The sequence below is a fragment of the Streptomyces xinghaiensis S187 genome (assembly GCF_000220705.2).
Classification (GTDB): domain Bacteria; phylum Actinomycetota; class Actinomycetes; order Streptomycetales; family Streptomycetaceae; genus Streptomyces; species Streptomyces xinghaiensis.
This window is the reverse complement of sequence record NZ_CP023202.1, coordinates 1,057,309-1,081,393: the sequence shown is the minus strand read 5'-3', so window position 1 is coordinate 1,081,393 and position 24,085 is coordinate 1,057,309. Positions and strand designations below refer to the sequence as shown.

The following is a 24,085-nucleotide window of genomic DNA, read 5'->3' as shown; positions in this document are numbered from 1 at the left end:
CATGCCACGGCGCGGACGAGAGCAGTGGGACCGGTGCGGAACGCTGCGGGCGGAGCAACCACCGAGTACCTCCGTACGTGAAGGGCCGGGCGGCTGGTGCCGCCGCGTGGAATCGCGGCGGCACCAGACCGGGGTGATCTCGGGACCGGGTCAGGCGACGTTGGTGGTGCAGGCGCCGCAGGTGGACCCGCAGTTGTCGTCGGTCAGGTTGACCAGGCCGGCCGGGTCGGCGATCTCGACGAGGGAGACGTCTAGGTCGAAGCCGTCCGACGCCCCGGGGATCTGTGGGCGTACTTCGGTGCGGCTGGGAACTACGGTGCTGCGCGTCATGCTTCAACTCCTTGTGATCGTTGTGGTGTTACTGGGCTGGAGCGCCCACCAGGTGCCATCACGGGAGCGTTGCCAGATGGCTGCTCCCCGGACGGCTCCTAGCCGCCCGCCACGAGGGGACGTGCTCCGCGTAGGAAGTCCTCGCGGGGTGTCTGCCTCACGCCGGGAAGTCATGTGCCGGAAGTCCGATCAAGCGGATGCCGGTCGTCGCTCCATGAAGTAGGCAAGCGCCTGGGCCTTGAGGCGATCGAGGCACGGCTCGCACGAGTAGAAGGGGGCGTGGTGCCCGTCCCACTGCACCGGCCCGAGCCAGATCACCAGGACTCCCGTACGCCCGCAGCCGAGCCAGCAATCACCGGTGATCCACGGCCGCTCCATGGAAGGACGTCCCCTTTCTCAGCTGGTCGGGATAGTCGATCTGGCGGCCTGGCAGTTGGGAGCGCAGGCCCAGAGCTGGAACGGCAGGCCCCGGTGGCGTATCTCGCCCAGCCGTCGACCGCTCGCTCCCAGCGGCCGGGCGTAGAGGGCACAGTCCATGGCCATCTGCTGGCGGGGTCGGAGTCGGGCGAGATCCGGAAGGGGCGAGGGTGCCGTGGCCGGGATGCTCACTTGCCGCCCTCGGTGCGAAGTTCCGCCCAGACCTCTTTGCCCCAGGGGCGTCTGCCCGAGCCGTGCAGGTCGTAGCCCCACCGGTCAGCGACAGCATCAACGAGGAGCAGTCCGCGGCCCGACTCGTCGTCGTCAGCCGCCTGGCTGAGTATGGGCAGACGCGATGCTTCCCGGTCGACGATCCCGATACGCAGTCGTGTCGCGTCCGGCCGCCCAACCGTGAGGCGGACCTCGGGACACGGAGTGTGCCTGGAGGCGTTCGCGATCAGCTCCGTGACGATCAGCGCGGCACGGTCGGCGAGGCCGTCGAGATGCCACACACTGAGGAGGTCTCGGACGAGTTCGCGGCCGATCTCGGCCGTGGTCGCCTCGCACGGGAAGGTCTGGGTGTACGTGGGGTGGCCGACGGAGAGGGCCTCAACTGGTGTTCTCAGACTCGTCATTGGGGTGGAGCCTTCGTGTCGTGTCGGCGCCCGGCCCACCCCCGCGGGGGAACCTCAGGGGCCGGCCGGGCCGTCAACAGCCACCCGCACGGTGCGGCGTAGAGGGCGACCGGTGCCCATACAACTCCCTTGCCCAGCTGGTTGGTTAGGACGTTCAGAGGTTCAGCCGACGGACCGACCTAGGGCGTTTTGACCTCTGCTTTACCTGGCGGGCGGGGATCGCGCGGACTACCGTGCCCGCATGGACACCACCCGCAATACCGTTTTTGAGGCGTGGATGACCGAACACGGCTACAGCTCCAACAGCCTCGCCGAGGCCGTGAACAGGGCCATTGAGCGGTTGACCGGGCGCCCCGGAGGACTCGACGGCTCATCGGTCCGAGCATGGAAAGCGGGCCGGGTCGCGTGGCCAAAGTCAGCCTCCCGTAAGGCACTTGAGGACGTCAGCGGCCTGCCCGCCGTCGCTTTAGGGTTCGTGCCACGGGGCCGGCCTTCGTCCACCCCCGCCCCACCGCAGCAGGAGGACCCCGATATGAAGCGCCGTACCCTCGTCGGCAGCATCGCGGCGGCTGCCGCAGCAGCAGCCGCACCCGGCACCGCATCGCCGCGCCGCATCGGCATGAGCGACGTCAATCGCCTCAACAAGCGCTTCGCAGAGATCATCGCCAGCGACCACTGCCACGGCGGACAACTCGGTATCGAGCAGCGGGCCTCCTCCCTCGCCGACGAGGCGCTCAATCTCCAGAACGCCGGCAGCGCCACCCAGCGCGTACGCAGCAACCTCTACGCCTCCGCAGCCGCCTTCCGCTCCTCCGCGATGTGGGCCGCCATCGACGGTCGGCGCTACGACGTGGCCAAGGCTCACATGCGCGAGGCCCAGGCCCTCGCCGAGATGTCCGGCGACCAGGCCATCAAGTTCCGCATCTGGAGCCACGCGGGCACCATGTACCGGCACCTGGGTCGGCCCGCCGACGCGTCCGCCGCCAACGACGTCGCCCGCAACCTGCACCTCACTCGCCGAGACCCCATGTTCGCCTCCCTCGGCCTGGCCCGCCAGGGCGCCATCCAAGGCACGGCGCAGGACCGCACCGGCACCCGCCGGGCGTTCGATCAGGCGCAGGACGCCATGCTGCGCGCCGACCCCGCCGACTACCGGCCGGTGTGGATGCTCGCCTTCTACGACCAGGCCGAACTGGACTCCCTGGCCCTCTCTGCGCACCTGGCGCTCGGCGACTACTCGACCGCCGAGTACCACGCCCACCGCTGCCTGTCCGCCCTGCGGTCCCACATGGTCCGGTCCCGGGCCATCACCACGACCCGGCTCGCGCACGCCCAGCTCGCGCAGGGCGCCCCCGATGCCGCCACGGCCACCGCGATGAAGGTCCCCTCCGAAGCCGCCACCCAGCACGCCCGGGTCACGCGCATGCTGCAGGAGTTCGGAGCCGGACTGCGCGCCACCGCGCCGGGCACCTCCACCGTGCAGACCTGGACCGAGCACACCGCCACCTGGAGGATGGCCGCATGACCACGGCGCCCGCCATCGAACTGCGCACGTTCACGACTCTCGACACCGCCCGAGGCGACCTCCTCGACGTGTACGCCGACGTGCGCGCCCCACTACTCCACCTGCCGAACTACGCGGTCACCGCATTCGGCGAACGCCTGGACCGGCACGGCACCGAGCCGGGATTCACAGCCGTCCTCGCGTACGCGGACGGACATTCGGTCGGCTACGCCTACAGCAACACCATCGAGCATGGCGACCGGTACTGGCAACGCACCAGCCCAACACCTGCGGAGAAGTACACCGAGCGCCCAGCCGTGGCCCTGAAGGAGATCGGCGTCCGACCGATCTGGCGAAAGACCGGCACCGCCCGCCGCATCCACGACGCTCTCCTCGCCACACGCGACGAACCGTACGTCACGCTCATGGTCAACCCGGCCGCCGGAGATGGGAAAGTCCACGCCCTCTACAAGTCGTGGGGGTACGAGGACATCGGACAGAGCCAGCCTTCACCGGCCTCACCAGTCCTCACCGTGATGATCCGCGCCAGCCGATGACAGGCGCCATATGGCACGCATTGAGGTATCGCGCCTGCGTACCCGATGACGTCTCGGTCGAGCGCCTGACCGCCATCACTGGCACTCTCCAGGACCGTCGTGATCGATGCCCCCGCCCCCGCGGCCGACAGCCTGCTCGGTCAGCCCCTTGCGGAGCCGGAGGATCAGCTCGACGGTCTCGGTCTCGGGCGCGGTCGGTGAGGTCTTCGGCCGTCTGGAGCGCGGCTCGAACGCCGCCTCGCCCTCAGCGCGGTAGCGGGCCACCAGGCGGCTGACCAGCCCTGCGACACCCCGTACGCTCGCGCCACTTCGCCCTGCGTGCGGCCCTCCGGGACGACAGCAGTAATCACCAGACGTCTCTTCGACATCGCCAGACCATGACCCCTGGGTCATGCCGATGTCTTGAGACACCCCATTCCGATGTCCTGAGCGAGCACACTGTCCCCGCTACGGAGACGTCGGGCCCGGTGCGCACAGCGCACCGGGCCCGACGCGTTGCCGGACCCGCCCGGCTCCGGGCGGAGCCGGAGCCGGGAAGACGGCCGGGTGGTGCGTCAGGAGGCCTTGCGGGCGGCGCGGCGGGCGAGCAGGGCCTCGCGCCGCTCGTCGAACTTCGTGGCCTGCGCGTCGAGGCCGCCCATGTACATCCCCAGCTCCTCCTGGGCCTTGAGCCCTTCGGGGCCGAGCCCGGAGATCTCCAGCACCTTGAGGAAGCGCAGCACCGGCTGGAGCACGTCGTCGTGGTGGATGCGGAGGTTGTAGATGCCGCCGATGGCCATCTGCGCGGCGGCCCGCTCGAACCCGGGCATCCCGTGGCCGGGCATCCGGAAGCCGACGACGACGTCGCGGACGGCCTCCATCGTCTGGTCCGGCGCCAGTTCGAACGCCTTGCCGAGCAGGTTGCGGTAGAAGACCATGTGCAGGTTCTCGTCGGTGGCGATCCGCGAGAGCATGCGGTCGCAGACCGGGTCACCGGAGTGGTGGCCGGTGTTGCGGTGCGAGATGCGGGTGGCCAGCTCCTGGAAGGCGACGTAGGCGACGGAGTGCAGCATGCTGTGCCGGTTGTCGGACTCGAACCCCTCCGACATGTGCGCCATGCGGAACTCCTCCAGCTGCACCGGGTCCACGGCCCGGGAGGTCAGCAGGTAGTCGCGCATCACGATGCCGTGCCGGCCCTCCTCGGCGGTCCAGCGGTGCACCCAGGTACCCCAGGCGCCGTCGCGGCCGAAGAGGGTGGCGATCTCGTGGTGGTAGCTGGGGAGGTTGTCCTCGGTGAGCAGATTGACCACGAGGGCGATCCGGCCGATGTCGCTGACCTTGGACTGCTCCGGGGCCCAGGCCTCGCCGCCGAGCGGGCCGTCGAAGTTGCGGCCGTCGCTCCACGGCACGTATTCGTGCGGCATCCAGTCCTTGGCGACCGTGAGGTGCCGGTTGAGTTCGTCCTCGACGACCTCCTCCAGCGCGTACAGCAGCTTGGCGTCGCTCCACCCCTCGGAGCCGGCGAGGGGGGCGGGGGTCTGGGTCACAACGAGCTCCTGGAGACGTGCGGATCACCTACGGCTCCGTAGGTTACGAAACCGTAGGTTAAGCACTGGGGGAAGCCCGGGACCAGGGGGGCGCGGCTAATCGGAGGGTAGATCCCGTAATGTCGGGTGACGGCGGTGGTGTTGCGGCCGGTGCACCGGTCCGGAGCCGCCGTCCGCACCCCCTCTCCCCTCTCAGACCTCTCACCAGACCTCTCAGACGTCCTCCGGGGCCGCCTCCGTCAGGTCGCCGTCCAGATGGAGCCAGCGGGTGATGCCCAGGCTCCGCAGGAACGGCAGGTCGTGGGCGGCCACGATCAGGGCGCCCTCGTACGACTCCAGTGCCGCCGTGAGCTGTTCGACGCCGGACAGGTCGAGGTTGTTGGTCGGCTCGTCCAGCATCAGGAGCTGCGGCGCGGGCTCGGCCAGCATCAGCGCCGCCAGGGTGGCGCGGAAGCGCTCGCCGCCCGAGAGGGTGCCCGCCGGCTGGTCGGCGCGGGCACCGCGGAAGAGGAAGCGGGCGAGCCGGGCCCGGATCCGGTTGCCGGTGGCCGAGGGGGCGTGCCGGGCCACGTTCTCCGCGACGCTCAGCCCGTCGTCGAGGAGATCCAGCCGCTGGGACAGGAACCTCGACGGCACCTCGGTCCGCACCTCGCCGCGCACCGGCTCCAGTTCGCCCGCGATGGTCCGCAGCAGGGTGGTCTTGCCCGCACCGTTCCTGCCGGTCAGCGCGATCCGCTCGGGGCCGCGCACGGTGAACTCCGGTACCCGCGCGCCGTACCGGAGTTCCGCCTCCCGCACGGTGAGCACGGTGCGGCCCGGCGGGACGGCGGTGTGCGGCAGGTCGACGCGGATCTCGGCGTCGTCGCGCACGGCGTCCGCGGCCTCGTCCAGCCGTTCGCGCGCGTCCTCCAGCCGCGCGGTGTGGGTGCCGCGGTGCTTGGCGGCGGAGACCTGCTGTGCGCGCTTGCGGGCGTTCATCACGATCTTGGGCTCGCGCTTGTTCTCGTACATCTTCCTGCCGTAGCGGACCCGGCGGGCCAGCTTCTCCCGGGCCTCGGCCAGCTCCCGCTTCTGCCGCCGCACATCGGCCTCCGCGGCGCGCAGGGAGCGCCGGGCGGCCTCCTGCTCGGCCGTCAGCGCCTCCTGGTAGGCGGAGAAGCCGCCGCCGTACCAGTGCACCCCGCCCTCGCGCAGATCGCCGATCCGGTCGACCAGCTCCAGCAGTTCGCGGTCGTGGCTGACGGCGATCAGCACGCCCCGCCAGGAGGACACCGCCTCGTACAGCCGGCGCCGGGCGCGCAGGTCCAGGTTGTTGGTCGGCTCGTCGAGCAGCAGGACGCCGGGCCTCCGCAGCAGCAGGGCCGCCAGCCGCAGCAGCACCGACTCGCCGCCGGAGAGCTCGCCGACGGTGCGGTCGAGACCGATGTGGCCCAGGCCGAGCTGGTCCAGGGTGGCCAGGGCCCGTTCCTCGATGTCCCAGTCGTCCCCGACGGCGGTGAAGTGCTCCTCGCTCGGGTCGCCGGCCTCGATGGCGCGCAGGGCGGCCCGGGGGGCGGCGATGCCGAGCGCCACGTCGGCGCGGAGCGCGGTGTCCAGGGTGAGGTTCTGCGGCAGGTAGCCGGTCTCGCCGGTGACCCGCACCGTGCCGCCGGACGGCCGCAGCTCACCGGCGATCAGGCGGAGCAGGGTGGACTTGCCGGAGCCGTTGAGCCCGACGATGCCGGTGCGGCCCGGTCCCACGGCGAGATCGAGGCCGTCCAGGACGGTGGTGCCGTCCGGCCAGGTGAAGGAGAGGTCGGAGCAGCTGACGGAGAGAGCGGACGGTGCCATACGGGGCCTCCTGGTCGCCGGGGTGCACGGGGTACGGGGCAGCGGAGGAGACACCGGGAATGCCGTGGCGGAAGAGGGGCACCAGAGAACAACCAGAGAAGAAGCCCCGGTCGGGGCGGGCGGCTCGGTGCCGAGGTCGCACAACGGCCCACGCCGGTCCGGCCTTCCGGCCGGGGCGTGGCACACGGTGTCCCATGACCTCAGACGAGCAACGCCTTCTCCGTCCGCCGACAACAGGGCCGGTGACCACGGTACGGAGACGGCCGGGCGGCGGCAACGGAATTGCCGCCCGTGCGGCCGGGGCCGGCCCGCAAGGGGTCCGCGGGACCCCGCCGACCGGCCCGGGGCACCGTCGCCGGCCCTCCGCGGCGCTCGCCACCGCCACCGGCCGCACCGGCCGCCCGATCCGCAGGAGGCCCATGTGACCCCCGGTTCCCGTTCGCCCCGCTCCCTCGCCGCCCGGCTCTGCCTGCTCGCCCGGGCCCCGGAGAGCGTCCGCCCCGGGACCGGCGGTGCGGACGGCGCGGACCGGCTGCCGCCCCTGGTGCGGGCCGGGGCGCTGACCGAACTCGCCCGGCGGGGGCTGCTCACCGACGACGGCGGAGTCGTCACACCGGACCTCGACGCCCGGACGGACGATCCGGCACTCGACGACCTGCTGGAGCTGATCACCGAGTCCCCGCCGCACGGCTGGCGGGACTGGGTGACCCGGCACGCCGGCACCACCCTGGACGCCGTACAGGCCGGGCTCGCCGGGGAGGGCGCCCTGCGCGTGGTGTCCCGGCGGTGGCTGGGTCTGCTGCCGCCCCGGGACTACGCCCTGGTGGACGGGGAGGCGGCGTGGGCTCTCCGGGCGGACGCGCGGCGCGCGCTGCACGGGCGGGAGCCGGTGGCGCGGGTGGCGCCCGAGGACGCGGCGCTGGCCGTCCTGGCCGCGGCGGCCGGGCTGACGGGGGTGGTCTCCGCGCAGGAGCGGACCGCCCGCGGGCGGCGGCTCGGCGAACTGGCGCGGCGCGCGGGCCAGTGCGGTCCGGCCGGAGGGCCGGCCGCGGTGGCGCCCGTGCGGGCGGTCGCGGAGGTGCGGGCCGGGCTCGCCGCGGCCGTCGCCGCCCCGGAGGGGTCCGCGGCGGCGTCCGCGGCCGGCGGCTGACCGGCCGCTCCGGCGGAGGGGGTGTCAGGCCTCGCGCAGCAGGGCCGCCAGGTCGCCGTCGAGGTCGAGGTGGAGTTCCTCACGGCCGAACGGCACCAGGGCGTACGTCTGCTCCAGGAAGCTCCGCACGTCCGCGCTGTCCATCCGGACCAGCGCCGTCCCGGCGGCCGCGTGGAACTCCAGCACCGTCACCAGCGGCCCGAACGGCCGTACGTGCACATCCCCGTCGCCGACCGGCTCCAGCAGCCCGGCGGCCAGCAGATCCCGGGAGAACACCCAGGTCACGTCCGCACCGCCGAGGGAGGCGCGCGGCGGGAAACAGGCACGGACGGCGAGCGGATCGTCGCGCCGGTAGCGCAGCGCCGCGGGAACGTCCATCACCTGCCCGTCGGACGTGATGAGGCCGGCCTGTACGGCTCGGTCGATGACAGGGAACAACTCCTGCCTCCTGAGAGGTGTTCGGAAGACGGCTGACACTCTCTATGACGATCCGGCGGCCCTCTCAGTGTGCGGATCGGCAGCGTGACCTCTGTCACTCCGCTCCTCCGCGGCCTCCGCGAACGCATGACCGAGGCGGCGGAGGGCACTCGAACGACCCGGATGTGTCCCCGGGGCGGACGGCCCCCGGGGACGAGGGAAGAGGAGGTCCGGAGCCATGGCGACCGGAGCGACGACGACCCCCGGCACCGCCGGCCGCACCCGGGCCGGGAGCGCCGGAGGAGCCGGGACCGCGGCCGGCGGACCGCCCCTGCCCGCGCCGCGCGGCGACCTGTCGGCCGCGGTGACCGCCCTGCTCACCGGCGGCTCCCGGGACCTGCCCGGCGGACCGGCCGTCACCGCCGCCGACCCGTACGGCGACGATCTCCAGCTCGCCCTCTACCTCGCCTACGAACTGCACTACCGGGGCTTCGCCGGGGTCGGCGGCCACTGGGAGTGGGACCCGGACCTCCTCCGCCTCCGCCGGGCACTGGAGGAACGCTTCCTGTCCGCCCTGCGCGCGGACACCCCCCGCCCGGAGAGCGCGGCGGCGGCTCTGGACGCCCTGCTCGCCGAACCCGTGGACGGCGACGGCGTCAGCCACCGTCTCCAGGACTCCGGGGAGCTGTGGCAGCTGCGCGAGTACGCCGCGCAGCGCTCGCTCTACCACCTCAAGGAGGCCGACCCGCACGCCTGGGTCATCCCCCGGCTGACGGGCCGGGCGAAGGCCGCCATGGTCGCCGTCGAGTTCGACGAGTTCGGCGGGGGACGGGCCGACCGCGTGCACGCCCGGCTCTTCGCCGAACTGATGACCGACCTCGGCCTCGACCCCGCCTACGGGCGCTATCTGGACGTCACGCCCGCCCCGATGCTGGCGGTGGTCAACCAGATGTCCCTGTTCGGCCTCCACCGGGCGCTGCGCGGGGCGCTCGTGGGGCACTTCGCGACCGTCGAGATCACCTCCTCGCCCGGTTCCCGCCGGCTGGCCAAGGCGCTCGAACGGGCGGGCGCGGGCCCGGCCGCCGTGCACTTCTACACCGAGCACGTCGAGGCGGACGCGGTGCACGAGCAGATCGTGCGCCGGGACGTCGTCGGCGGGCTGCTGGAGGAGGAGCCCGGCCTGGACGCGGACGTGGCCTTCGGCGCCGCCTCGACGGAGTCCCTGGAGGACCGGCTCGGCGGCCATCTGCTGGCGGCCTGGGAAGCGGGCCGCACCTCCCTGCGCGCGCCGCTCCCCGCCCCGCCGCCCGTGCCGGCACCCGCCTGAGCGGCCGCGACAGCCCGGCGCCCCGGTCCCACGGGGGGCCGGGGCGCCGCTGCCGGAAGGGGGCAGCTGCCGGAAGGGGTCAGCCGGTCAGCCGGCGGAGGGGGACCCGCCTTCGCGGGGTCAGCCGGAGCCTGCGCCGGGGGAGTCGCCGTGCTCGTCCGCGGTACCGCGGACCCGTCGGCGGTGACTGGTGTCGCACCAGGGGAAGCGGCGGCTGCGGCGGCAGGTGCACAGCGCCACGGTGAACCGGTCCGAGCGCTCGGTGCTGCCGTCCTCCAGCACCACCTCCACCGGGCCCTCCACCAGCATCGGGCCGCCCCGCACCAGGCTCACCCGGCGGGCCTCGCGCGCGGCCGGTACCTCCGCGGCGGCGGCCCCGGGGCGGGCGCCGGCGACGCCGGGAGCACCGGCGCGTCCGGCGGCGTCTCCCGGTCCCGCGGCGGGACCGGTGACGGGTGCGGGTCCACCGGTGGCTCCGGGCCCGGCGGTGGACCCGTCCGGCTCAGAGGGCGGCTTCACCGCGGATCACCACCAGTTCCTCCTTGTCCTCCCCGGGCGGCAGCAGCCCCCGGCCGCGCAGCCACTCGGCCCGCTCCCGCAACCGAGGCCCGAAGGGGACGTACCGGCGCTCGGCCACCTGTGCGTCGAGACCGGCCCGCACCAGCGCGTCCAGCGTCGGTGTGACACCGCTGAGCGCCGACTGGACGAGGAGCAGGACGCCGCCGGGGCGCAGCCGCCCCGGCGCCTCGGCGCAGATCCGGTCGAGCAGCGCCCGCCCGTCGTGCCCCGCCTCCCAGGCGCGTGCCGGGCCGCGGCGGGGCAGGCGCGGGTGCGGTGACGGCACATACGGGGGGTTGCTGAGGATGACGTCGAACCGTTCCCCTCCGACGGCCGACAGCAGATCGCCCCGGACCGTCCTGATCCGCACACCCGCCAGGCGGGCGTTGAGGCGGCAGGTGAGCACCGCGCGGACCGACGTGTCGACGGCGGTCACACGGGCTCCGCGCCGGGCCGCCGCCACGGCGAGGGCTCCGGTGCCGGTGCACAGGTCGAGCACCCGGGCGTCCGGGGCGAACGTCTCCTCGCGGAGAGCGGCGGTGAGACAGGACGTATCGTCCTGCGGCGCGTAAACCCCTGGGGGCTTCAGAAACAACACGGTCACCGGGTACCCCGGCCGTCACGGCTAAACGTCGCGAGGAGCCAGCGGCCGGTTCGCCGGACCCTGGATGACCTGGCCGTCCACCCCGAACCGGGAGCCGTGGCAGGGGCACTCCCAGGCCCGCTCGCCGGCGTTGAAGGCCACCAGGCAGCCCAGGTGCGTACAGCGCGCGGAGACGGCGTGCACGGCGCCCTCCTCGTCCCGGTAGACGGCGCAGCTGCGGCCGCCGCTGCGGACGACGGCGCCCGCGCCGGGCGGGATGTCGTCCACCGAGCCGGTGTGCGCGGTCCTCAGCCGGTCGCCGACGAAGTGCCGGCCCACGGTCGCCTGGTGCCTGAGGAAGCCGCCGCCCTCCCGGACGGTGCTCATCAGCCGCCGCGGGTCGTACAGCGCGGCCCACTCCGGGGTCCCGCCGCGGATGAGCGCCGACAGCAGCCGGCCCGACATCACCCCGCTGCTCATGCCCCAGCCGCCGAAGCCGGTGGCGACGTAGGTGTGCCGGGCCCCGGGGTGGAGCGGGCCGACCATGGGCACGGTGTCGGTGGGGTCGTTGTCCTGCGCGGCCCAGCGGTGGGAGATCTCCGTGCCGGGGAAGTGCTCGGCCGTCCAGTCCGCCAGCCGCCGGAAGCGCTCGCCCGCGTCGGCCGTGCCCGGCAGGAAGCTCTCGCCGGTGACGACGAGCAGCCGCCGCCCGTCCGGTCCGGGCGCCGTCCGTACCGAGCGTTTGTTCTCCTCCTGGGTGATGTACATGCCGGCGGGATCGCGGTCCGCGGGGAGCGCGCCGGCGACCACCAGTTCGCGGTGCGGGGAGAGCTTGGCGAAACCGAGGGAGCGGTCGAAGACCGGGTAATGCGTGGCGACCACGACATCGCGCGCCGTCACGGTCGCCCCGCCCTCCGTCGTGACCCGGCAGGGCGTCCCCTCGCGCAGTCCGGTGACCCGGGACCGCTCGAAGATCCGTCCGCCCCGGGCCAGCAGGTCCTCCGCCAGCCCGAGGAGGTACTTGCGCGGGTGGAACTGCGCCTGGCCGTCGACGCGCACGGCCCCGGCGACGGGGAAGGGCAGGCCCGTCTCCGTGACGTAGGAGGCGGGGAGCCCGGCCTCGGCGGCCGCCCGCGCCTCCGCCTCGACCCGCGCCGCGGCCGCCGGGTCCCGGACGTAGGTGTACGCGGGCAGCCGCTCCAGATCGCAGTCGATGCCCAGCCCGGCCGCCGTCGCGGCGACGTGCTCCACCGCGTCCGCCTGCGAACGCGCGTACAGCCGGGCGCCGTCGGCGCCGCGCGTCGTGCGCAGCCGGTCGTAGACCAGGGTGTGCAGGGCGGAGACCTTGGCCGTGGTGTAGCCGGTGACACCGGTGGCGATGCGGTCCGCCTCCAAAACGACGACACCGAGGCCCGCGCGGGCCAGCTCCCACGCCGTGCACAGCCCGGCGATGCCCCCGCCGATCACGGCGACGTCGGTCTCCAGGTCCGTGTCCAGGGAGGGATGGGAGGTCTGCGGGGTGGTGTCGATCCAGTACGACTCGTGCGTGCCCGGGAGATCTGTCATGCGGCAGCGGGTTCCCCCGGAGGCCGCGTTCTGCACCTGCCCGGGGAACCCGTGCGGGCCGGTCGGCGGTCCGCCGGGGCCGCTCGTACGGACGGGGATGAGTACCCCCGCTGAGTACGCGCACTCATGTGTGGTGTCAGTGGCGGGGGACAGGATGTGAGGCATGGAGAAGATCGCGAACACCCGGGTCCAGCAGTTCCAGCCGCACTACCGCCCGCAGGGCGGCGAGGCTCTTCCGCACGGCGGCGGGCAGGCCGTCGCGGGCGCCATGAAGGCGGCCCTGGCGCTCGGCGGCGCCGCGGCGGTGCTCTGGGTGATCTTCATGGTCTACACGCTCACCCTGTGGACCCTGGGCGGCTGACCGGCGCGTTCCCCGCCGCCCCGCGGCACCCGGCACCCCGCGGTGCCCCCGGCGCGCCCGCGGTGGCAGGATGCGGCCCGAACCACCCGCTGAGCGGAACCCCGGTCCCGCACCGGGCGGCGAGCCGGAGGACGGACCCCATGCGATCACGACGGACGGCCGGGAACTGGCCCGCCACGGAAGCCGAGGCGGTGGCCGAGCAGAACCGGCTGCGGGAACGAGCCGACACGGCCGGCCCCGGTCCGGCACCGGGCGAGGTCCCGACGATCGCGGGCGTGGACGTCGCCTATGACGAGGCGACCGGACGGCTCGCCGCAGCCGCCGTCGTCCTGGACGCGGAGACGCTGGAGCCGCTCGACGAGGCGACCGCCACCGGCCACGCCGCGTTCCCGTACATTCCCGGACTGCTGGCCTTCCGCGAACTCCCGCCCGTTCTCGACGCCTTGGAACGGCTGTCCGAACCGCCCGCGCTGGTCGTCTGCGACGGCTACGGCCTGGCCCACCCCCGGCGGCTGGGGCTCGCCGCCCACCTCGGCGTGCTGACCGGCATCCCGTCCTTCGGCGTCGCCAAGACCCCGTTCGGCTTCGCCTTCGCACCGCCCGGCCCCGAGCGGGGCGCGAGTTCGCCGCTGCTCGACGGCGACGAGGAGGTGGGGCGCGCGCTGCGCACCCGGGAGGGCGTCAAGCCGGTCTTCGTCTCGGTGGGCCACGGGATCGGCCTGGACCACGCCGTCGCCCACACCCTCCGGCTCACCCCGCGCTACCGGCTGCCGGAGACCACCCGGCGGGCCGACTCCCTCTGCCGCCGCACCCTCGCCGCCGCCCTCGCGGGGAGCGCCCCGGTCTGAGCGCCGGACCGCGGACCCTCCCGCGCCACGCCGCTCCCCGCCGCCGCGGCCCCGCACCCGCCCCGCCGGCCCTGCGGACGCACGTCCGGACGGCCGGACCAGCCCGCCCCGACCGCTGTCCCGACCGCTGTCCGGGCTGCCGCGACGGCGCCGTGCCGGCCTCCGCCGGCCGCGGCCCGGGGGGTGCCGCCCGCACACGGTGGCGTGCGTAGGGTGAGGCCATGTTCGTACTCGAATTGACCTACTGCGCGCCCGCCGACCGGATCGAGGCCCTCCGCGAGGCCCATATGGCCTGGGTGGACGAACAGTTCGAGGCGGGGGAGTTCATCGCCTCCGGCCCCAAGAAACCGCGTGACGGCGGGGTGATCCTCGCCGTGGGAGCCGACCGCGACCGGGTGGAGGCCATCGCGGCGAGCGACCCCTTCGCCCAGGAGGAGGTCTGCGAGTACCGGATCACCGAGTTCACCGCGAGCCGCACGGCGCCTCCCCTGCGGGAGTACCGCCAGCCGGTGCGGAGCTGAGCACCCGCGACACACAGCGAAGCACGCCGGAAGACGGCACTGAGCACCACTGGGACGCGGCGGCCACCCGGCCGCCGCGTTCCGCGTTTTTCCCGGTCCGGAGGGCTTGTGCGAACTGGAACACGTTCTTAGCATCAGTGGTGTTACATCGATGGTGTCATGCCGGGCCGCCGCGGCGGCCACCGCACCACCGCGGCGGAACACCAGGGCGGTATCACCAAGGTTTGAGGTCGGAGTCTCGATGGCAGTCACCGGGAACGGTCCGCTGGCGGGCGTGCGCGTGGTGGAGCTGGCGGGCATCGGGCCGGGCCCCTTCGCCGCCATGCTCCTCGCCGATCTCGGCGCCGACGTCGTCCGCGTCGACCGCCCCGGCGGGGCCGGACTCGGCATCGACCCGGCGTACGACCTCACCAACCGGAACAAGCGCTCCGTCCTGGTCGACCTCAAGACCGGGGCCGGCCGGGCGGCCGTGCTCGGCCTCGCCGCCCGCGCGGACATCCTGCTGGAGGGCAACCGGCCCGGTGTCACCGAGCGCCTCGGCGTCGGCCCGGAGGACTGCCTGGCCCGCAACCCCCGCCTGGTGTACGGCCGGATGACGGGCTGGGGCCAGGACGGCCCGCTCGCCCCGCGCGCCGGGCACGACATCGGCTACGTCGCCGTCACCGGGGCCCTCGGCATGATCGGTCCGGCCGGCGGCCCGCCCGCCGTGCCCGCCAACCTCCTCGGCGACTACGCGGGGGGCTCCCTCTATCTCGTCGTCGGCGTCCTCGCCGCCCTCCACCACGCGCGGACCACCGGCACCGGACAGGTGGTCGACGCGGCCATCACGGACGGCACCGCCCACCTCACCACGATGATCCACGCCCTGCTGGCCGCCGGCGCCTGGCAGGACCGCCGGGGCGTCAACCTGCTCGACGGCGGCACCCCCTTCTACGGCGTCTACGAGACCGCCGACGGCGGCTGGATGGCCGTCGGCGCCCTGGAGGAGCGGTTCTACGAGGAGTTCATCCGCCTCCTCGGCCTCGGCGAGGAGGCACCCGGCCGCGGCGACCCGGGCCACTGGGAGGCGCTGCGCGCCGCCGTCGCGGACCGCTTCCGGACCCGCACCCGCGAGGAGTGGACGGCCGTCTTCGCGGACTCCGACGCCTGCGTCGCCCCCGTGCTGTCCCTGCGCGAGGCCCCGCGCCACCCCCATCTCGCCGCCCGCTCCACGTTCACCGACCACGGCGGCATCACCCAGCCCGCCCCCGCGCCGCGGTTCTCCGCGACCCCCGGCGCCGTCCGCACACCCCCCGCGCTGCCCGGCGCCCACACCGCCGAGGTGGCCGCCGACTGGGACGTCCCCGGCCTCACCGCCGGCCCGGCTCCCACCACCCCGTCAGGAGGCGCGCGTTGAAGCGCACCGTCTTCACCGCCGAGCACGAGGCCTTCCGCGGGACCGTCCGCGCCTTCCTGGAGAAGGAGGTGGAACCGCACCACGAACGCTGGGAGCGGGAGGGCGTCGTCGACCGCTCCGCCTGGCTCGCCGCCGGCCGGCAGGGGCTGCTCGGGCTCGCCGTCCCCGAGGAGTACGGGGGCGGCGGCGCCGGCGACTTCCGCCACAGCGCCGTCCTCACCGAGGAGTTCGCCCGGGCCAGTGCCTCCGGCCTGGCGATCGGCCTGCACAACGACATCATCGGCCCGTACCTCACCGCCCTCTCCACCGAGGAGCAGAAGCGGCGCTGGCTGCCCGGCTTCTGCAGTGGCGAGATCATCACGGCCATCGCGATGACGGAACCCGGCGCCGGCTCCGACCTCCAGGGCATCCGCACCACCGCCACCGACGCCGGCGACCACTGGGTGCTCAACGGCTCCAAGACGTTCATCTCCAACGGCATCCTCGCCGACCTCGTGATCGTGGTGGCGCGCACCACCCCCGAGGGCGGCGCCAGGGGCCTCAGCCTGCTCGTCGTCGAACGCGGCATGGAGGGGTTCGAGCGCGGCCGCAACCTCGACAAGATCGGCCAGAAGGCGCAGGACACCGCCGAGCTGTTCTTCCACGACGTCCGCGTCCCCAAGGAGAACCTGCTGGGCGAGGAGAACGGCGCCTTCCTCCATCTGATGACCCATCTCGCCCAGGAGCGGATGAGCATCGCCGTCGCCGCCATCGCGGGCGCCGAGGAACTGCTGGAGATCACCAAGCGGTACGTCAAGGAGCGGGAGGCCTTCGGCCGGCCGCTGGCGAAGCTCCAGCACATCCGCTTCGAGATCGCCGAGATGGCCACCGAGTGCGCCGTCACCCGCGCCTTCCTCGACCGCTGCATCGAGGAGCACTCGGCCGGGCAGCTCGACGCCGTGCACGCCTCGATGGCCAAGTGGTGGGCCACCGAACTCCAGAAGCGGGTCACCGACCGCTGCCTCCAGCTCCACGGCGGCTACGGGTACATGACCGAGTACCGGGTCGCGAAGGCGTTCACCGACGGGCGCATCCAGACCATCTACGGCGGCACCACCGAGATCATGAAGGAGATCATCGGCCGGTCGGTCCTCGGCTGACGGCGGTCCGTGCGGCAGCATCCGCACGGCACCACCGGCGGAACGGCACGCACCGCACCCCACCACCCGGACGACCGCACCACCCCCGCCGCCCGCCCCGGGCGGCACGGCATCGAGCATCGAACAGCACGGAAAGGCTGCCGACGTTGAGCACCGAAGCGTACGTCTACGAGGCGATCCGCACCCCGCGCGGCCGCGGCAAGGCCAATGGCGCCCTGCACGGCACCAAGCCCATCGACCTCGTCGTGGGCCTGATCCACGAGCTGCGCCACCGGCTCCCCGGGCTGGACCCGGCGGCCATCGACGACATCGTGCTCGGTGTCGTCAGCCCCATCGGTGACCAGGGCTCCGACATCGCCAAGATCGCCGCCATCGCCGCCGGGCTCCCGGACACCGTGGCCGGCGTGCAGGAGAACCGCTTCTGCGCCTCCGGTCTGGAGGCCGTCAACCAGGCCGCCGCCCGGGTCCGCTCCGGCTGGGAGGACCTGATCCTGGCCGGCGGCGTCGAGTCGATGTCCCGGGTCCGGATGGGCTCCGACGGCGGCGCCTGGGCCATGGACCCGATGACGGCCTACGAGACCGGCTTCGTCCCGCAGGGCATCGGCGCCGACCTGATCGCCACCGTCGAGGGCTTCACCCGGCACGACGTCGACTCCTACGCCGCCCTCTCCCAGGAGCGGGCCACCGAGGCGTGGAAGGACGGCCGCTTCCAGCGCTCCGTCGTCCCCGTCCGGGACCGCAACGGCCTGACCGTCCTCGACCACGACGAGCACATCCGCTCCGGCACCACCGCCGAGTCCCTGGCCTCCCTCAAGCCCTCCTTCGCGGACATCGGCGAGATGGGCGGCTTCGACGCCGTCGCGCTGCAGAAGTACCACTGGGTCGAGAAGATCGACCACGTCCACCACGCCGGCAACTCCTCCGGCATGGTGGACGGTTCGGCGCTCGTCGCCATCGGCAGCGAGGAGGTCGGACGCCGCCACGGCCTCACCCCGCGCGCCCGGATCGTCTCCGCCGCCGTCTCCGGCGCCGACCCGACGATCATGCTGACCGGCCCGGCGCCCGCCGCCCGCAAGGCGCTCGCCAAGGCCGGGCTGACCATCGGCGACATCGACCTCGTCGAGATCAACGAGGCCTTCGCGGCCGTCGTCCTGCGCTTCGTACGGGACATGGACCTCGACATCGAAAAGGTCAACGTCAACGGCGGCGCCATCGCCATGGGCCACCCGCTGGGCGCCACCGGTGCCATGATCCTCGGCACCCTCGTCGACGAACTCGAGCGCCGCGAGCAGCGGTACGGGCTCGCCACCCTCTGCGTCGGCGGCGGCATGGGCATCGCCACCATCGTCGAACGCCTCTGAGCGCCCCGGAACCGGCCCTTCCCGACCCCCTCCACGGAGACTGCGAACACCATGAGCGAGCCCACCACCATCCGCTGGGAACAGGACGGCACCGGTGTCGTCACCCTGGTCCTGGACGACCCCCGGCAGTCCGCCAACACCATGAACGCCGCCTTCCGCGACTCCCTCACGGCCGTCGCCGACCGCCTGGAGGCCGAGCGCGACTCCGTCCGCGGCGTGATCGTCACCTCCGCCAAGAAGACCTTCTTCGCCGGCGGCGACCTCCGCGACCTCAGCCGCATCACCCCCGACCGGGCCCAGCAGGCGTTCGACTCCGGTATGCGCATCAAGCGCGACCTGCGCCGCATCGAGACCCTCGGCAAGCCCGTCGTCGCAGCCCTGAACGGCGCCGCGCTCGGCGGCGGCCTGGAGATCGCCCTCGCCTGCCACCACCGCGTCGCGCTCGACAACCCCAAGGCCAAGTTCGGGCTGCCCGAGGTGACCCTCGGCCTGCTGCCCGGCGGCGGCGGTGTGGTCCGCACCGTGCGGCTGCTCGGCATCACCGACGCCCTGCTGAAGGTGCTGCTGGAGGGCCGCCAGTACAACCCGGCCCGGGCCCTGGAGGCCGGCCTCGTCCACGAGGTGGCCGCGAGCGAGGAGGACATGCTCGCGCGGGCCCGCGCCTTCATCGACGCCCACCCCGAGTCACGGCAGCCCTGGGACGTCAAGGGCCACCGCATCCCCGGCGGCACCCCCTCCACGCCGAAGTTCGCCGCCAACCTGCCCGCCTTCCCGGCCAATCTGCGCAAGCAGCTGAACGGCGCGCCCTACCCGGCGCCGCGCAACATCATGGCCGCCGCCGTCGAGGGCGCCCAGGTCGACTTCGAGACCGCCCAGGTCATCGAGGCCCGCTACTTCACCGAGCTGGCCACCGGGCAGACCGCGAAGAACATGATCCAGGCGTTCTTCTTCGACCTACAGGCCGTCAACTCCGGAGCCGGCCGCCCGGACGGCCCCGAGCCGCGCACCGTCCGCCGGGCCGCCGTGCTCGGCGCCGGGATGATGGGCGCGGGCATCGCCTACTCCTGCGCCCGCGCCGGCATCGAGGTCGTCCTCAAGGACGTCTCCCTGGAGGCGGCCGAGCGCGGCAAGGCGTACTCCGCCAAGCTGCTGGAGAAGGCCGTCGCCCGCGGCCGCACCACCGAGGCCGAGCGGGACGCGCTGCTGGCCCGCATCACCCCGGCCGCCGACCCGCGGGCGCTGGCCGGCTGCGACGCCGTGATCGAGGCGGTCTTCGAGAACCCGGAGCTCAAGCACCAGGTCTTCCAGGAGATCCAGGACATCGTCGAGCCCGACGCGCTGCTCTGCTCCAACACCTCCACCCTCCCCGTCTCGCTGCTCGCCGAGGGCGTGAAGCGGCCGGAGGACTTCATCGGCCTGCACTTCTTCTCGCCCGTCGACAAGATGCCGCTGGTCGAGATCGTCAAGGGGAAGCGGACCGGCGAGGAGGCCCTGGCCCGCGCCTTCGACCTCGTCCGGCAGATCCGCAAGACCCCGATCGTGGTCAACGACTCCCGGGGCTTCTTCACCTCCCGGGTCATCGGCCACTTCATCAACGAGGGCGTCGCCATGGTCGGCGAGGGCATCGACCCGGCCTCCGTCGAACAGGCCGCGGGCCAGGCCGGCTACCCGGCCCGGGTGCTCTCCCTGATGGACGAGCTGACGCTCACCCTGCCCCGGAAGATCCGCGAGGAGACCCGGCGGGCCGTGGAGGAGGCGGGCGGCAGCTGGGAACCCCACCCGGCGGACGCCGTCATCGACCGCATGGTCGACGCGTTCGGCCGCACCGGCCGCAGCGGCGGCGCCGGCTTCTACGACTACGACGAGGGCAGGCGGGCCGGTCTCTGGCCGGGCCTGCGCGAGCACTTCACCCGGCCGGACGCGGAGATCCCGTTCGAGGACATGAAGGAGCGGATGCTCTTCTCCGAGGCGCTCGACTCCGTCCGCTGCCTGGAGGAGGGCGTGCTCACCTCGGTCGCCGACGCCAACATCGGCTCCATCCTGGGCATCGGCTTCCCGGGCTGGACCGGCGGCGTGCTCCAGTACATCAACGGCTACGAGGGCGGGCTGCCCGGCTTCGTGGCCCGCGCGCGGGAACTGCGCGAGACGTACGGCGAGCGCTTCGCGCCGCCCGCGCTGCTGCTGGAGAAGGCGGAGAAGGGCGAGATCTTCACCGACGGCCCGCGCGGCTGAGCCGGCGCGGCGGCGGGACCGCGCCGGTCCCGGGCAGGGGAGCGGCGCGCGGGCGGGCCCGGTGGACTCCTCCACCGGGCCCGTCCCGTAAGGGCGTCGGCGTTCCCGGGACGTTCCCCGGTCGCGCCCCGGCCGTTCCCCGGCCGTTCAGCGGTCGTCGCCGCGGAGGACGTCGTCCAGGGCGAAGTGCCCGTTCGGCCCCAGCTTCAGCACGGGGACGGCCCGGTCGATCGGGTCGCCGTTGTTGCGGAAAGAGAGGAAGCCGCTGGCCCCCTCCACCCCCTGGTCCCGGCCGCGCAGCTGCCGGAACCTCCGCGCCACCGCCTTCCCGCTGAGCACGCTGCCGTCGAGGGAGGTCATGCGGACCGCGGTGATCGCGGTGAGCACCGCGTCGTGGGCCATCATCGCCTGGGCGTCGTCGCGCCGTTCGCCGGGGAACTGCTTGCTCATCCAGCCCCCCTCCTGGAAGAACGCGGCCGACGGCCGCGACACCGCGGTCCTGTCCTTCTCCCACATGTCCGGGTGGGCCAGCCCCGTGTAGTACACCTCGACGCCCTTCTCCGCCGCCTCCCGGAGCTGGTCGGTGGTGAGATTGGTGGTGTCGTCGCCCGTCATCACCGTGAAGTCCCGCTGCTGGCACTTGCGGTTGGCGAGCTTGTTGATGAACGACATGAGGTGCTTGCCCCGGCCCGCGAAGTAGACGACGTCGGGCTCCTCGCCGCAGAGGTTCTGGACGATCCAGCGGAGCTCGCCCTCCCAGCTGTCGGGCTGCGAGGCGTCGTACACCGCGTTCTCCTCCGGGAGGGTGTGCTCCTTGTCGGGGAACACCTTGCGGAACTCCTCGGCGAGCGTCCTGGCGTAGAGGTTCTTCTCCGCCTCGTCCTCGACGATGACGGCGTCCTCGTACCCCCGCTTCTTGAGGTACGCGGCGGCGGCCCTCGCCTCGTCCCGGTTCGTCGGCGCGACCCGGACGAGTCCGGCGATGCCGGTGAGGTTGGTGGCGCTCATGGTGCTGGCCACCATGGCGATGCCCTCCTCGGACAGCCGGCCCATGGCCTCCATGTTCTCGGTGGTGCTGGGGCCGAGGCCCGTCACCGCCAGCACCCGTTCCCCGCGCCGCTCGGCCCGGCTCAGCTCGATGAGCCGGTCCACCGTGTACCGCCAGTGCTCGGCGCCGCTGCCGGTGTTGGCGACCAGCAGCCGGATCTTGGGCGAGCCGGACAGGTCACGCCGGTTGGCGCGGATCTGGGCGAGATAGGCGCCCTGGAGCTGCCGCCGGATGGCGTCCCGGGAGTTGCTGTCGTCCTTCTCGACGGTCAGCGAGGTCATGTAGGCGATGGTGACGTAGTTCTTCTCCTTCTCCATCACCTCCCGGTTCTCGTCCCCGATCTTCCGCTGGATGTCCTTGAGATGCCCGGCGAAGGCGAAGTCCGGGTCCGTGACGCCGTCCGTCGCGCCCACGCACTCCTCGTCCGGGCCGCGTCGCTCCACGCCCTCCGCGCACCGGGCCTCCCGCTTCTGCCACCAGCCGTACAGCTGCGGGACCCCGAGCCCCAGGACCAGCGCCGTCACCACGATGCCGACGGCCCAGTGCACCACCGGGCGGGTCGGCCGCCACATCTCCATGTCCCCCACTCCCCACGTCCTGACCGTCCGTGCCCGTGACCGCCCTGCCGCGGGCGGGTGTCACTCGTCGCGCCACTGCCGGTAGCGCACCGCCTCGTCGTAGAGCGGGACGATCCCCGAACTGCGCATCGCGGCGAGATGGTCGTAGTTGCCGGCGATCACGGCGTTGAGCCGCCGGCCCGGGTCGCTCAGCGGGTCGCTCCAGATCCACCGGGCCACCACCAGCCGCCGGATCACCGCCTCCGGCGACATGGCCGGGGTGTCGCTCCCGGTGGTGAGCGAGTCCAGCAGCCGCAGTGGCGGGACCGCCTTGTCCAGCCGGTTGGGCGCGGAGGTCACCAGGTCCAGGTCGCGGATGAAGTCCTCGCTGCCGCGCTCGGCGAACCGGCGTGCCAGCAGGGCGGCGACCGGTTCCGTCTCGCCCAGCGCCAGCCGGTGGTACATCTCCTCCAGCTCCAGGTCCGTGCCGGGCGTGACCTCCGCCGCCCGCTCGCGCCCGGTCCGGAAGTGCGCGGCCAGCCGGGCGTGGCTGTCCCGCCACATCTCCTCGTCGGCCGCCAGTTCCCACAGCAGCAGCCGGCGCAGCCACGGGTGGAGGACGAGCCGGCCGTCCTCGGCCGCGAGCAGCCAGCGCTCCCGGAGCAGCCCCGGCAGCGGCTCGCCGTGGTCGCCGGTCCCCGTCCCGAACACCTGGGCGCAGACGGCGAGATCGCGCGCGGCGGACCAGCGCACGAGCACGGCGCGGCGGTCGCTCCCCGGCTCGTCGGCCAGGTCCTCCAGGAGGTAGCCCAGGGAGGCCTGGGCGAGGGTGGGGGCCCCGGGGTCCGGGCCGGGCACCGGGGGAGCCGGGGGCAGCCCCGGCACCCGGCGCAGGCAGGCGTACGGGTCCTCCTCCGGGGCGGGGTGCTCCCGGGCGGCGCGGAGCAGGGTGTTCACCGTGTGCCGGACGGCCCAGGGCAGCCCGCCGGTGAGCCGCTGCACCCCGGGGACGATGTCGGGCCGGCGGGGCGCCCCGGCGCTGAGCACCCGGGTGTCGGCGAGCCGCAGCGGCCGCAGCTCCAGCGGGTACCACCAGAAGTCGTCGGAGCTCTCACTGCCCCGCCCCGCCTCCCAGTGCGCGAGCGAGGCCAGATCGGAGTCCTGCGGCCGCAGCGCCCACTGGACGCCGGTGGCGGGGCCCCACTCGGGCAGCCAGCGGTGCACGCTGGCGAGGGTGACCAGCGGGTCGCAGCCGCGCCGGGCGGCCTTGTCCTCGTGGCGTGCCTCCAGCAGCAGCTCCAGGAACCTCCGCCCCGTCTCCGTATGGCAGTTGTCGAGCAGCAGCAGGAAGGCGCGGTGGTTGAGCCACCCCTTGGCGTGCTCGCGCAGGTCGGCCAGGAAGGCGCGGAGGAGGACGCGTTCGACGTCCCGCGGGCCGTTCTCGCGGCCGTCGTCGGAGCGGTGCTGCCAGGAGTTGAGTTCGACCAGCGCGTCCGCCGGGTCCGCGCAGGGCGGGATGCGCCCGTCGCCGTACCAGCCGATGCCGCGGTTCAGGGCCCGCCACGGGAGCTGGCCGGTGCGCGGGGTGACGGAGGACAGCACGGCGGCCGCGGCGTCGGAGACACCGGGCGGGGCGTCCAGCGCCTCCGCCAGGACTTCCGCCAGCTGGCCGAGGAAGCTGCCGTAACGGCCCTCGCGGTTGCGGAGTTCGTCGCGGATCAGCCGGGGCAGCCTGCGCCGCGAGTGGGCGCGGAGCAGGTCCTCCATCGGCGTGCCGGTCGTGAGCAGGCCGACGATGAAGCGCGGGAAGCCCGGCTCCTTGTAGTTCGTCAGCTTCCGTTCCAGCTCCCGGGCCAGACCGCCGAGGACGGTCCGGATGTCGAGCCCGGCCGCCGCGTCGAAGTTGAGATACGCGCACGGGGTGTCCGGCGCGAACCGCTCCTTGACGTAGGCGTGCAGATCGGTGGCGCCGATACCGGTCGGCCCCAGCAGGACGGTCACCGGCCGGTCCGCCCCCGGGGGCAGCGCCAGGCAGTCGCGGATGAGTTCCCGCACGGGTTCGCGGCCGCGCAGACCGCCCGGCAGTTCAGGCATGTACGTCCCCCGTGTGTCGGTCCGTGCCGCATGGCTCCGCCCGCGGCTCCACCCGCGTCGTACCGAGGGCAGTCTTTCCCGGCCGGGCCGCCGCCGACCGCGGAACGGGTGGGTCGTAACGGAAGGGA

At 73.5% G+C, this 24,085-nt stretch carries 22 protein-coding genes; 11 read left to right on the top strand and 11 right to left on the bottom strand.

Translation table 11 applies throughout. The features are described 5' to 3' along the window. Positions 1 to 150 precede the first annotated feature (150 nt). Positions 151 to 330: an FxLD family lanthipeptide gene (locus SXIN_RS04650; protein WP_016825826.1), complete on the bottom strand. Its 180-nt coding sequence runs from the start codon at positions 328 to 330 to the stop codon at positions 151 to 153. 605 nt (positions 331 to 935) lie between these two features. Then, positions 936 to 1,382 carry an ATP-binding protein gene (locus SXIN_RS04640; protein WP_019710797.1) on the bottom strand — a complete coding sequence of 149 codons (447 nt, stop codon included), beginning with the start codon at positions 1,380 to 1,382 and terminating at the stop codon, positions 936 to 938. Positions 1,383 to 1,623: 241 nt separating this feature from the next. Here SXIN_RS04640 and SXIN_RS04635 point away from each other — a divergent pair, with 241 nt between their 5' ends. Continuing rightward, positions 1,624 to 2,907, top strand: a complete 1,284-nt coding sequence (locus SXIN_RS04635; RefSeq protein ID WP_095756622.1) for an NsdA family TPR-like regulatory protein — start codon at positions 1,624 to 1,626, stop codon at positions 2,905 to 2,907. Beyond that, complete coding sequence (locus SXIN_RS04630) at positions 2,904 to 3,443, top strand: N-acetyltransferase (RefSeq protein WP_019710795.1); 540 nt, start codon at positions 2,904 to 2,906, stop codon at positions 3,441 to 3,443. The genes SXIN_RS04635 and SXIN_RS04630 overlap by 4 nt, the downstream gene beginning before the upstream one ends. A gap of 75 nt (positions 3,444 to 3,518) precedes the next feature. On the opposite strand, the gene SXIN_RS31715 is transcribed toward SXIN_RS04630, so the two are convergent. The 3 genes from SXIN_RS31715 to SXIN_RS04615 all read right to left on the bottom strand — a co-directional run bounded on the left by SXIN_RS31715 (position 3,519) and on the right by SXIN_RS04615 (position 6,799). After that, complete coding sequence (locus SXIN_RS31715; protein WP_019710794.1) at positions 3,519 to 3,707, bottom strand: helix-turn-helix domain-containing protein; 189 nt, start codon at positions 3,705 to 3,707, stop codon at positions 3,519 to 3,521. A 290-nt stretch (positions 3,708 to 3,997) separates the two neighbouring features. After that, complete coding sequence (locus SXIN_RS04620; protein ID WP_019710793.1) at positions 3,998 to 4,969, bottom strand: acyl-ACP desaturase; 972 nt, start codon at positions 4,967 to 4,969, stop codon at positions 3,998 to 4,000. 213 nt (positions 4,970 to 5,182) lie between these two features. Then, positions 5,183 to 6,799 (bottom strand): ABC-F family ATP-binding cassette domain-containing protein, encoded by a 1,617-nt coding sequence (locus tag SXIN_RS04615; RefSeq protein WP_019710792.1) that lies wholly within the window; start codon positions 6,797 to 6,799, stop codon positions 5,183 to 5,185. Between the two features lie 421 nt (positions 6,800 to 7,220). Between SXIN_RS04615 and SXIN_RS31945 the strand changes: the two genes are divergently transcribed. Next, positions 7,221 to 7,949 (top strand): GOLPH3/VPS74 family protein, encoded by a 729-nt coding sequence (locus tag SXIN_RS31945; RefSeq protein WP_095756621.1) that lies wholly within the window; start codon positions 7,221 to 7,223, stop codon positions 7,947 to 7,949. A 24-nt stretch (positions 7,950 to 7,973) separates the two neighbouring features. Here SXIN_RS31945 and SXIN_RS04605 read toward each other — a convergent pair whose 3' ends face one another. Beyond that, entirely contained in the window at positions 7,974 to 8,387 is a 414-nt protein-coding gene (locus tag SXIN_RS04605; RefSeq protein ID WP_019706668.1) for an SsgA family sporulation/cell division regulator, read from the bottom strand. 217 nt (positions 8,388 to 8,604) lie between these two features. Here SXIN_RS04605 and SXIN_RS04600 point away from each other — a divergent pair, with 217 nt between their 5' ends. Then, positions 8,605 to 9,693 carry an iron-containing redox enzyme family protein gene (locus tag SXIN_RS04600; protein ID WP_095756620.1) on the top strand — a complete coding sequence of 363 codons (1,089 nt, stop codon included), beginning with the start codon at positions 8,605 to 8,607 and terminating at the stop codon, positions 9,691 to 9,693. Between the two features lie 120 nt (positions 9,694 to 9,813). Here SXIN_RS04600 and SXIN_RS04595 read toward each other — a convergent pair whose 3' ends face one another. From SXIN_RS04595 to SXIN_RS04585, 3 genes are all read right to left on the bottom strand, one after another. After that, complete coding sequence (locus tag SXIN_RS04595; protein WP_095757921.1) at positions 9,814 to 10,002, bottom strand: CDGSH iron-sulfur domain-containing protein; 189 nt, start codon at positions 10,000 to 10,002, stop codon at positions 9,814 to 9,816. A 193-nt stretch (positions 10,003 to 10,195) separates the two neighbouring features. After that, complete coding sequence (locus tag SXIN_RS04590) at positions 10,196 to 10,840, bottom strand: HemK2/MTQ2 family protein methyltransferase (protein WP_420341081.1); 645 nt, start codon at positions 10,838 to 10,840, stop codon at positions 10,196 to 10,198. Between the two features lie 36 nt (positions 10,841 to 10,876). Further along, positions 10,877 to 12,400, bottom strand: a complete 1,524-nt coding sequence (locus tag SXIN_RS04585) for an FAD-dependent oxidoreductase (protein WP_019710790.1) — start codon at positions 12,398 to 12,400, stop codon at positions 10,877 to 10,879. Positions 12,401 to 12,563: 163 nt separating this feature from the next. On the opposite strand from SXIN_RS04585, the gene SXIN_RS04580 reads away from it, so the two are divergent. The 7 genes from SXIN_RS04580 to SXIN_RS04550 all read left to right on the top strand — a co-directional run bounded on the left by SXIN_RS04580 (position 12,564) and on the right by SXIN_RS04550 (position 20,258). Then, complete coding sequence (locus SXIN_RS04580) at positions 12,564 to 12,761, top strand: hypothetical protein (RefSeq protein WP_019710789.1); 198 nt, start codon at positions 12,564 to 12,566, stop codon at positions 12,759 to 12,761. A 140-nt stretch (positions 12,762 to 12,901) separates the two neighbouring features. Then, positions 12,902 to 13,609: an endonuclease V gene (locus SXIN_RS04575; protein WP_039823154.1), complete on the top strand. Its 708-nt coding sequence runs from the start codon at positions 12,902 to 12,904 to the stop codon at positions 13,607 to 13,609. Positions 13,610 to 13,830: 221 nt separating this feature from the next. Continuing rightward, entirely contained in the window at positions 13,831 to 14,130 is a 300-nt protein-coding gene (locus tag SXIN_RS04570) for a YciI family protein (protein WP_019710787.1), read from the top strand. 241 nt (positions 14,131 to 14,371) lie between these two features. After that, positions 14,372 to 15,526, top strand: coding sequence for a CaiB/BaiF CoA transferase family protein (locus SXIN_RS04565; RefSeq protein ID WP_019710786.1), 1,155 nt, complete (start codon positions 14,372 to 14,374; stop codon positions 15,524 to 15,526). Continuing rightward, complete coding sequence (locus SXIN_RS04560; RefSeq protein WP_019710785.1) at positions 15,523 to 16,665, top strand: acyl-CoA dehydrogenase family protein; 1,143 nt, start codon at positions 15,523 to 15,525, stop codon at positions 16,663 to 16,665. Before SXIN_RS04565 ends, SXIN_RS04560 begins: the two co-directional genes overlap by 4 nt. 146 nt (positions 16,666 to 16,811) lie before the next feature. Continuing rightward, complete coding sequence (locus tag SXIN_RS04555; protein ID WP_019710784.1) at positions 16,812 to 18,026, top strand: acetyl-CoA C-acetyltransferase; 1,215 nt, start codon at positions 16,812 to 16,814, stop codon at positions 18,024 to 18,026. Positions 18,027 to 18,077: 51 nt separating this feature from the next. Then, complete coding sequence (locus SXIN_RS04550; RefSeq protein WP_019710783.1) at positions 18,078 to 20,258, top strand: 3-hydroxyacyl-CoA dehydrogenase NAD-binding domain-containing protein; 2,181 nt, start codon at positions 18,078 to 18,080, stop codon at positions 20,256 to 20,258. Between the two features lie 147 nt (positions 20,259 to 20,405). On the opposite strand, the gene SXIN_RS04545 is transcribed toward SXIN_RS04550, so the two are convergent. Both SXIN_RS04545 and SXIN_RS04540 read right to left on the bottom strand, forming a co-directional pair. Continuing rightward, positions 20,406 to 21,884: an ABC transporter substrate-binding protein gene (locus SXIN_RS04545; RefSeq protein ID WP_019710782.1), complete on the bottom strand. Its 1,479-nt coding sequence runs from the start codon at positions 21,882 to 21,884 to the stop codon at positions 20,406 to 20,408. Positions 21,885 to 21,944: 60 nt separating this feature from the next. Next, the gene (locus SXIN_RS04540; protein WP_095756619.1) at positions 21,945 to 23,957 is read right to left on the bottom strand and encodes a hypothetical protein; all 2,013 of its coding nucleotides are present in this window, start codon (positions 23,955 to 23,957) and stop codon (positions 21,945 to 21,947) included. Positions 23,958 to 24,085: the final 128 nt, after the last annotated feature.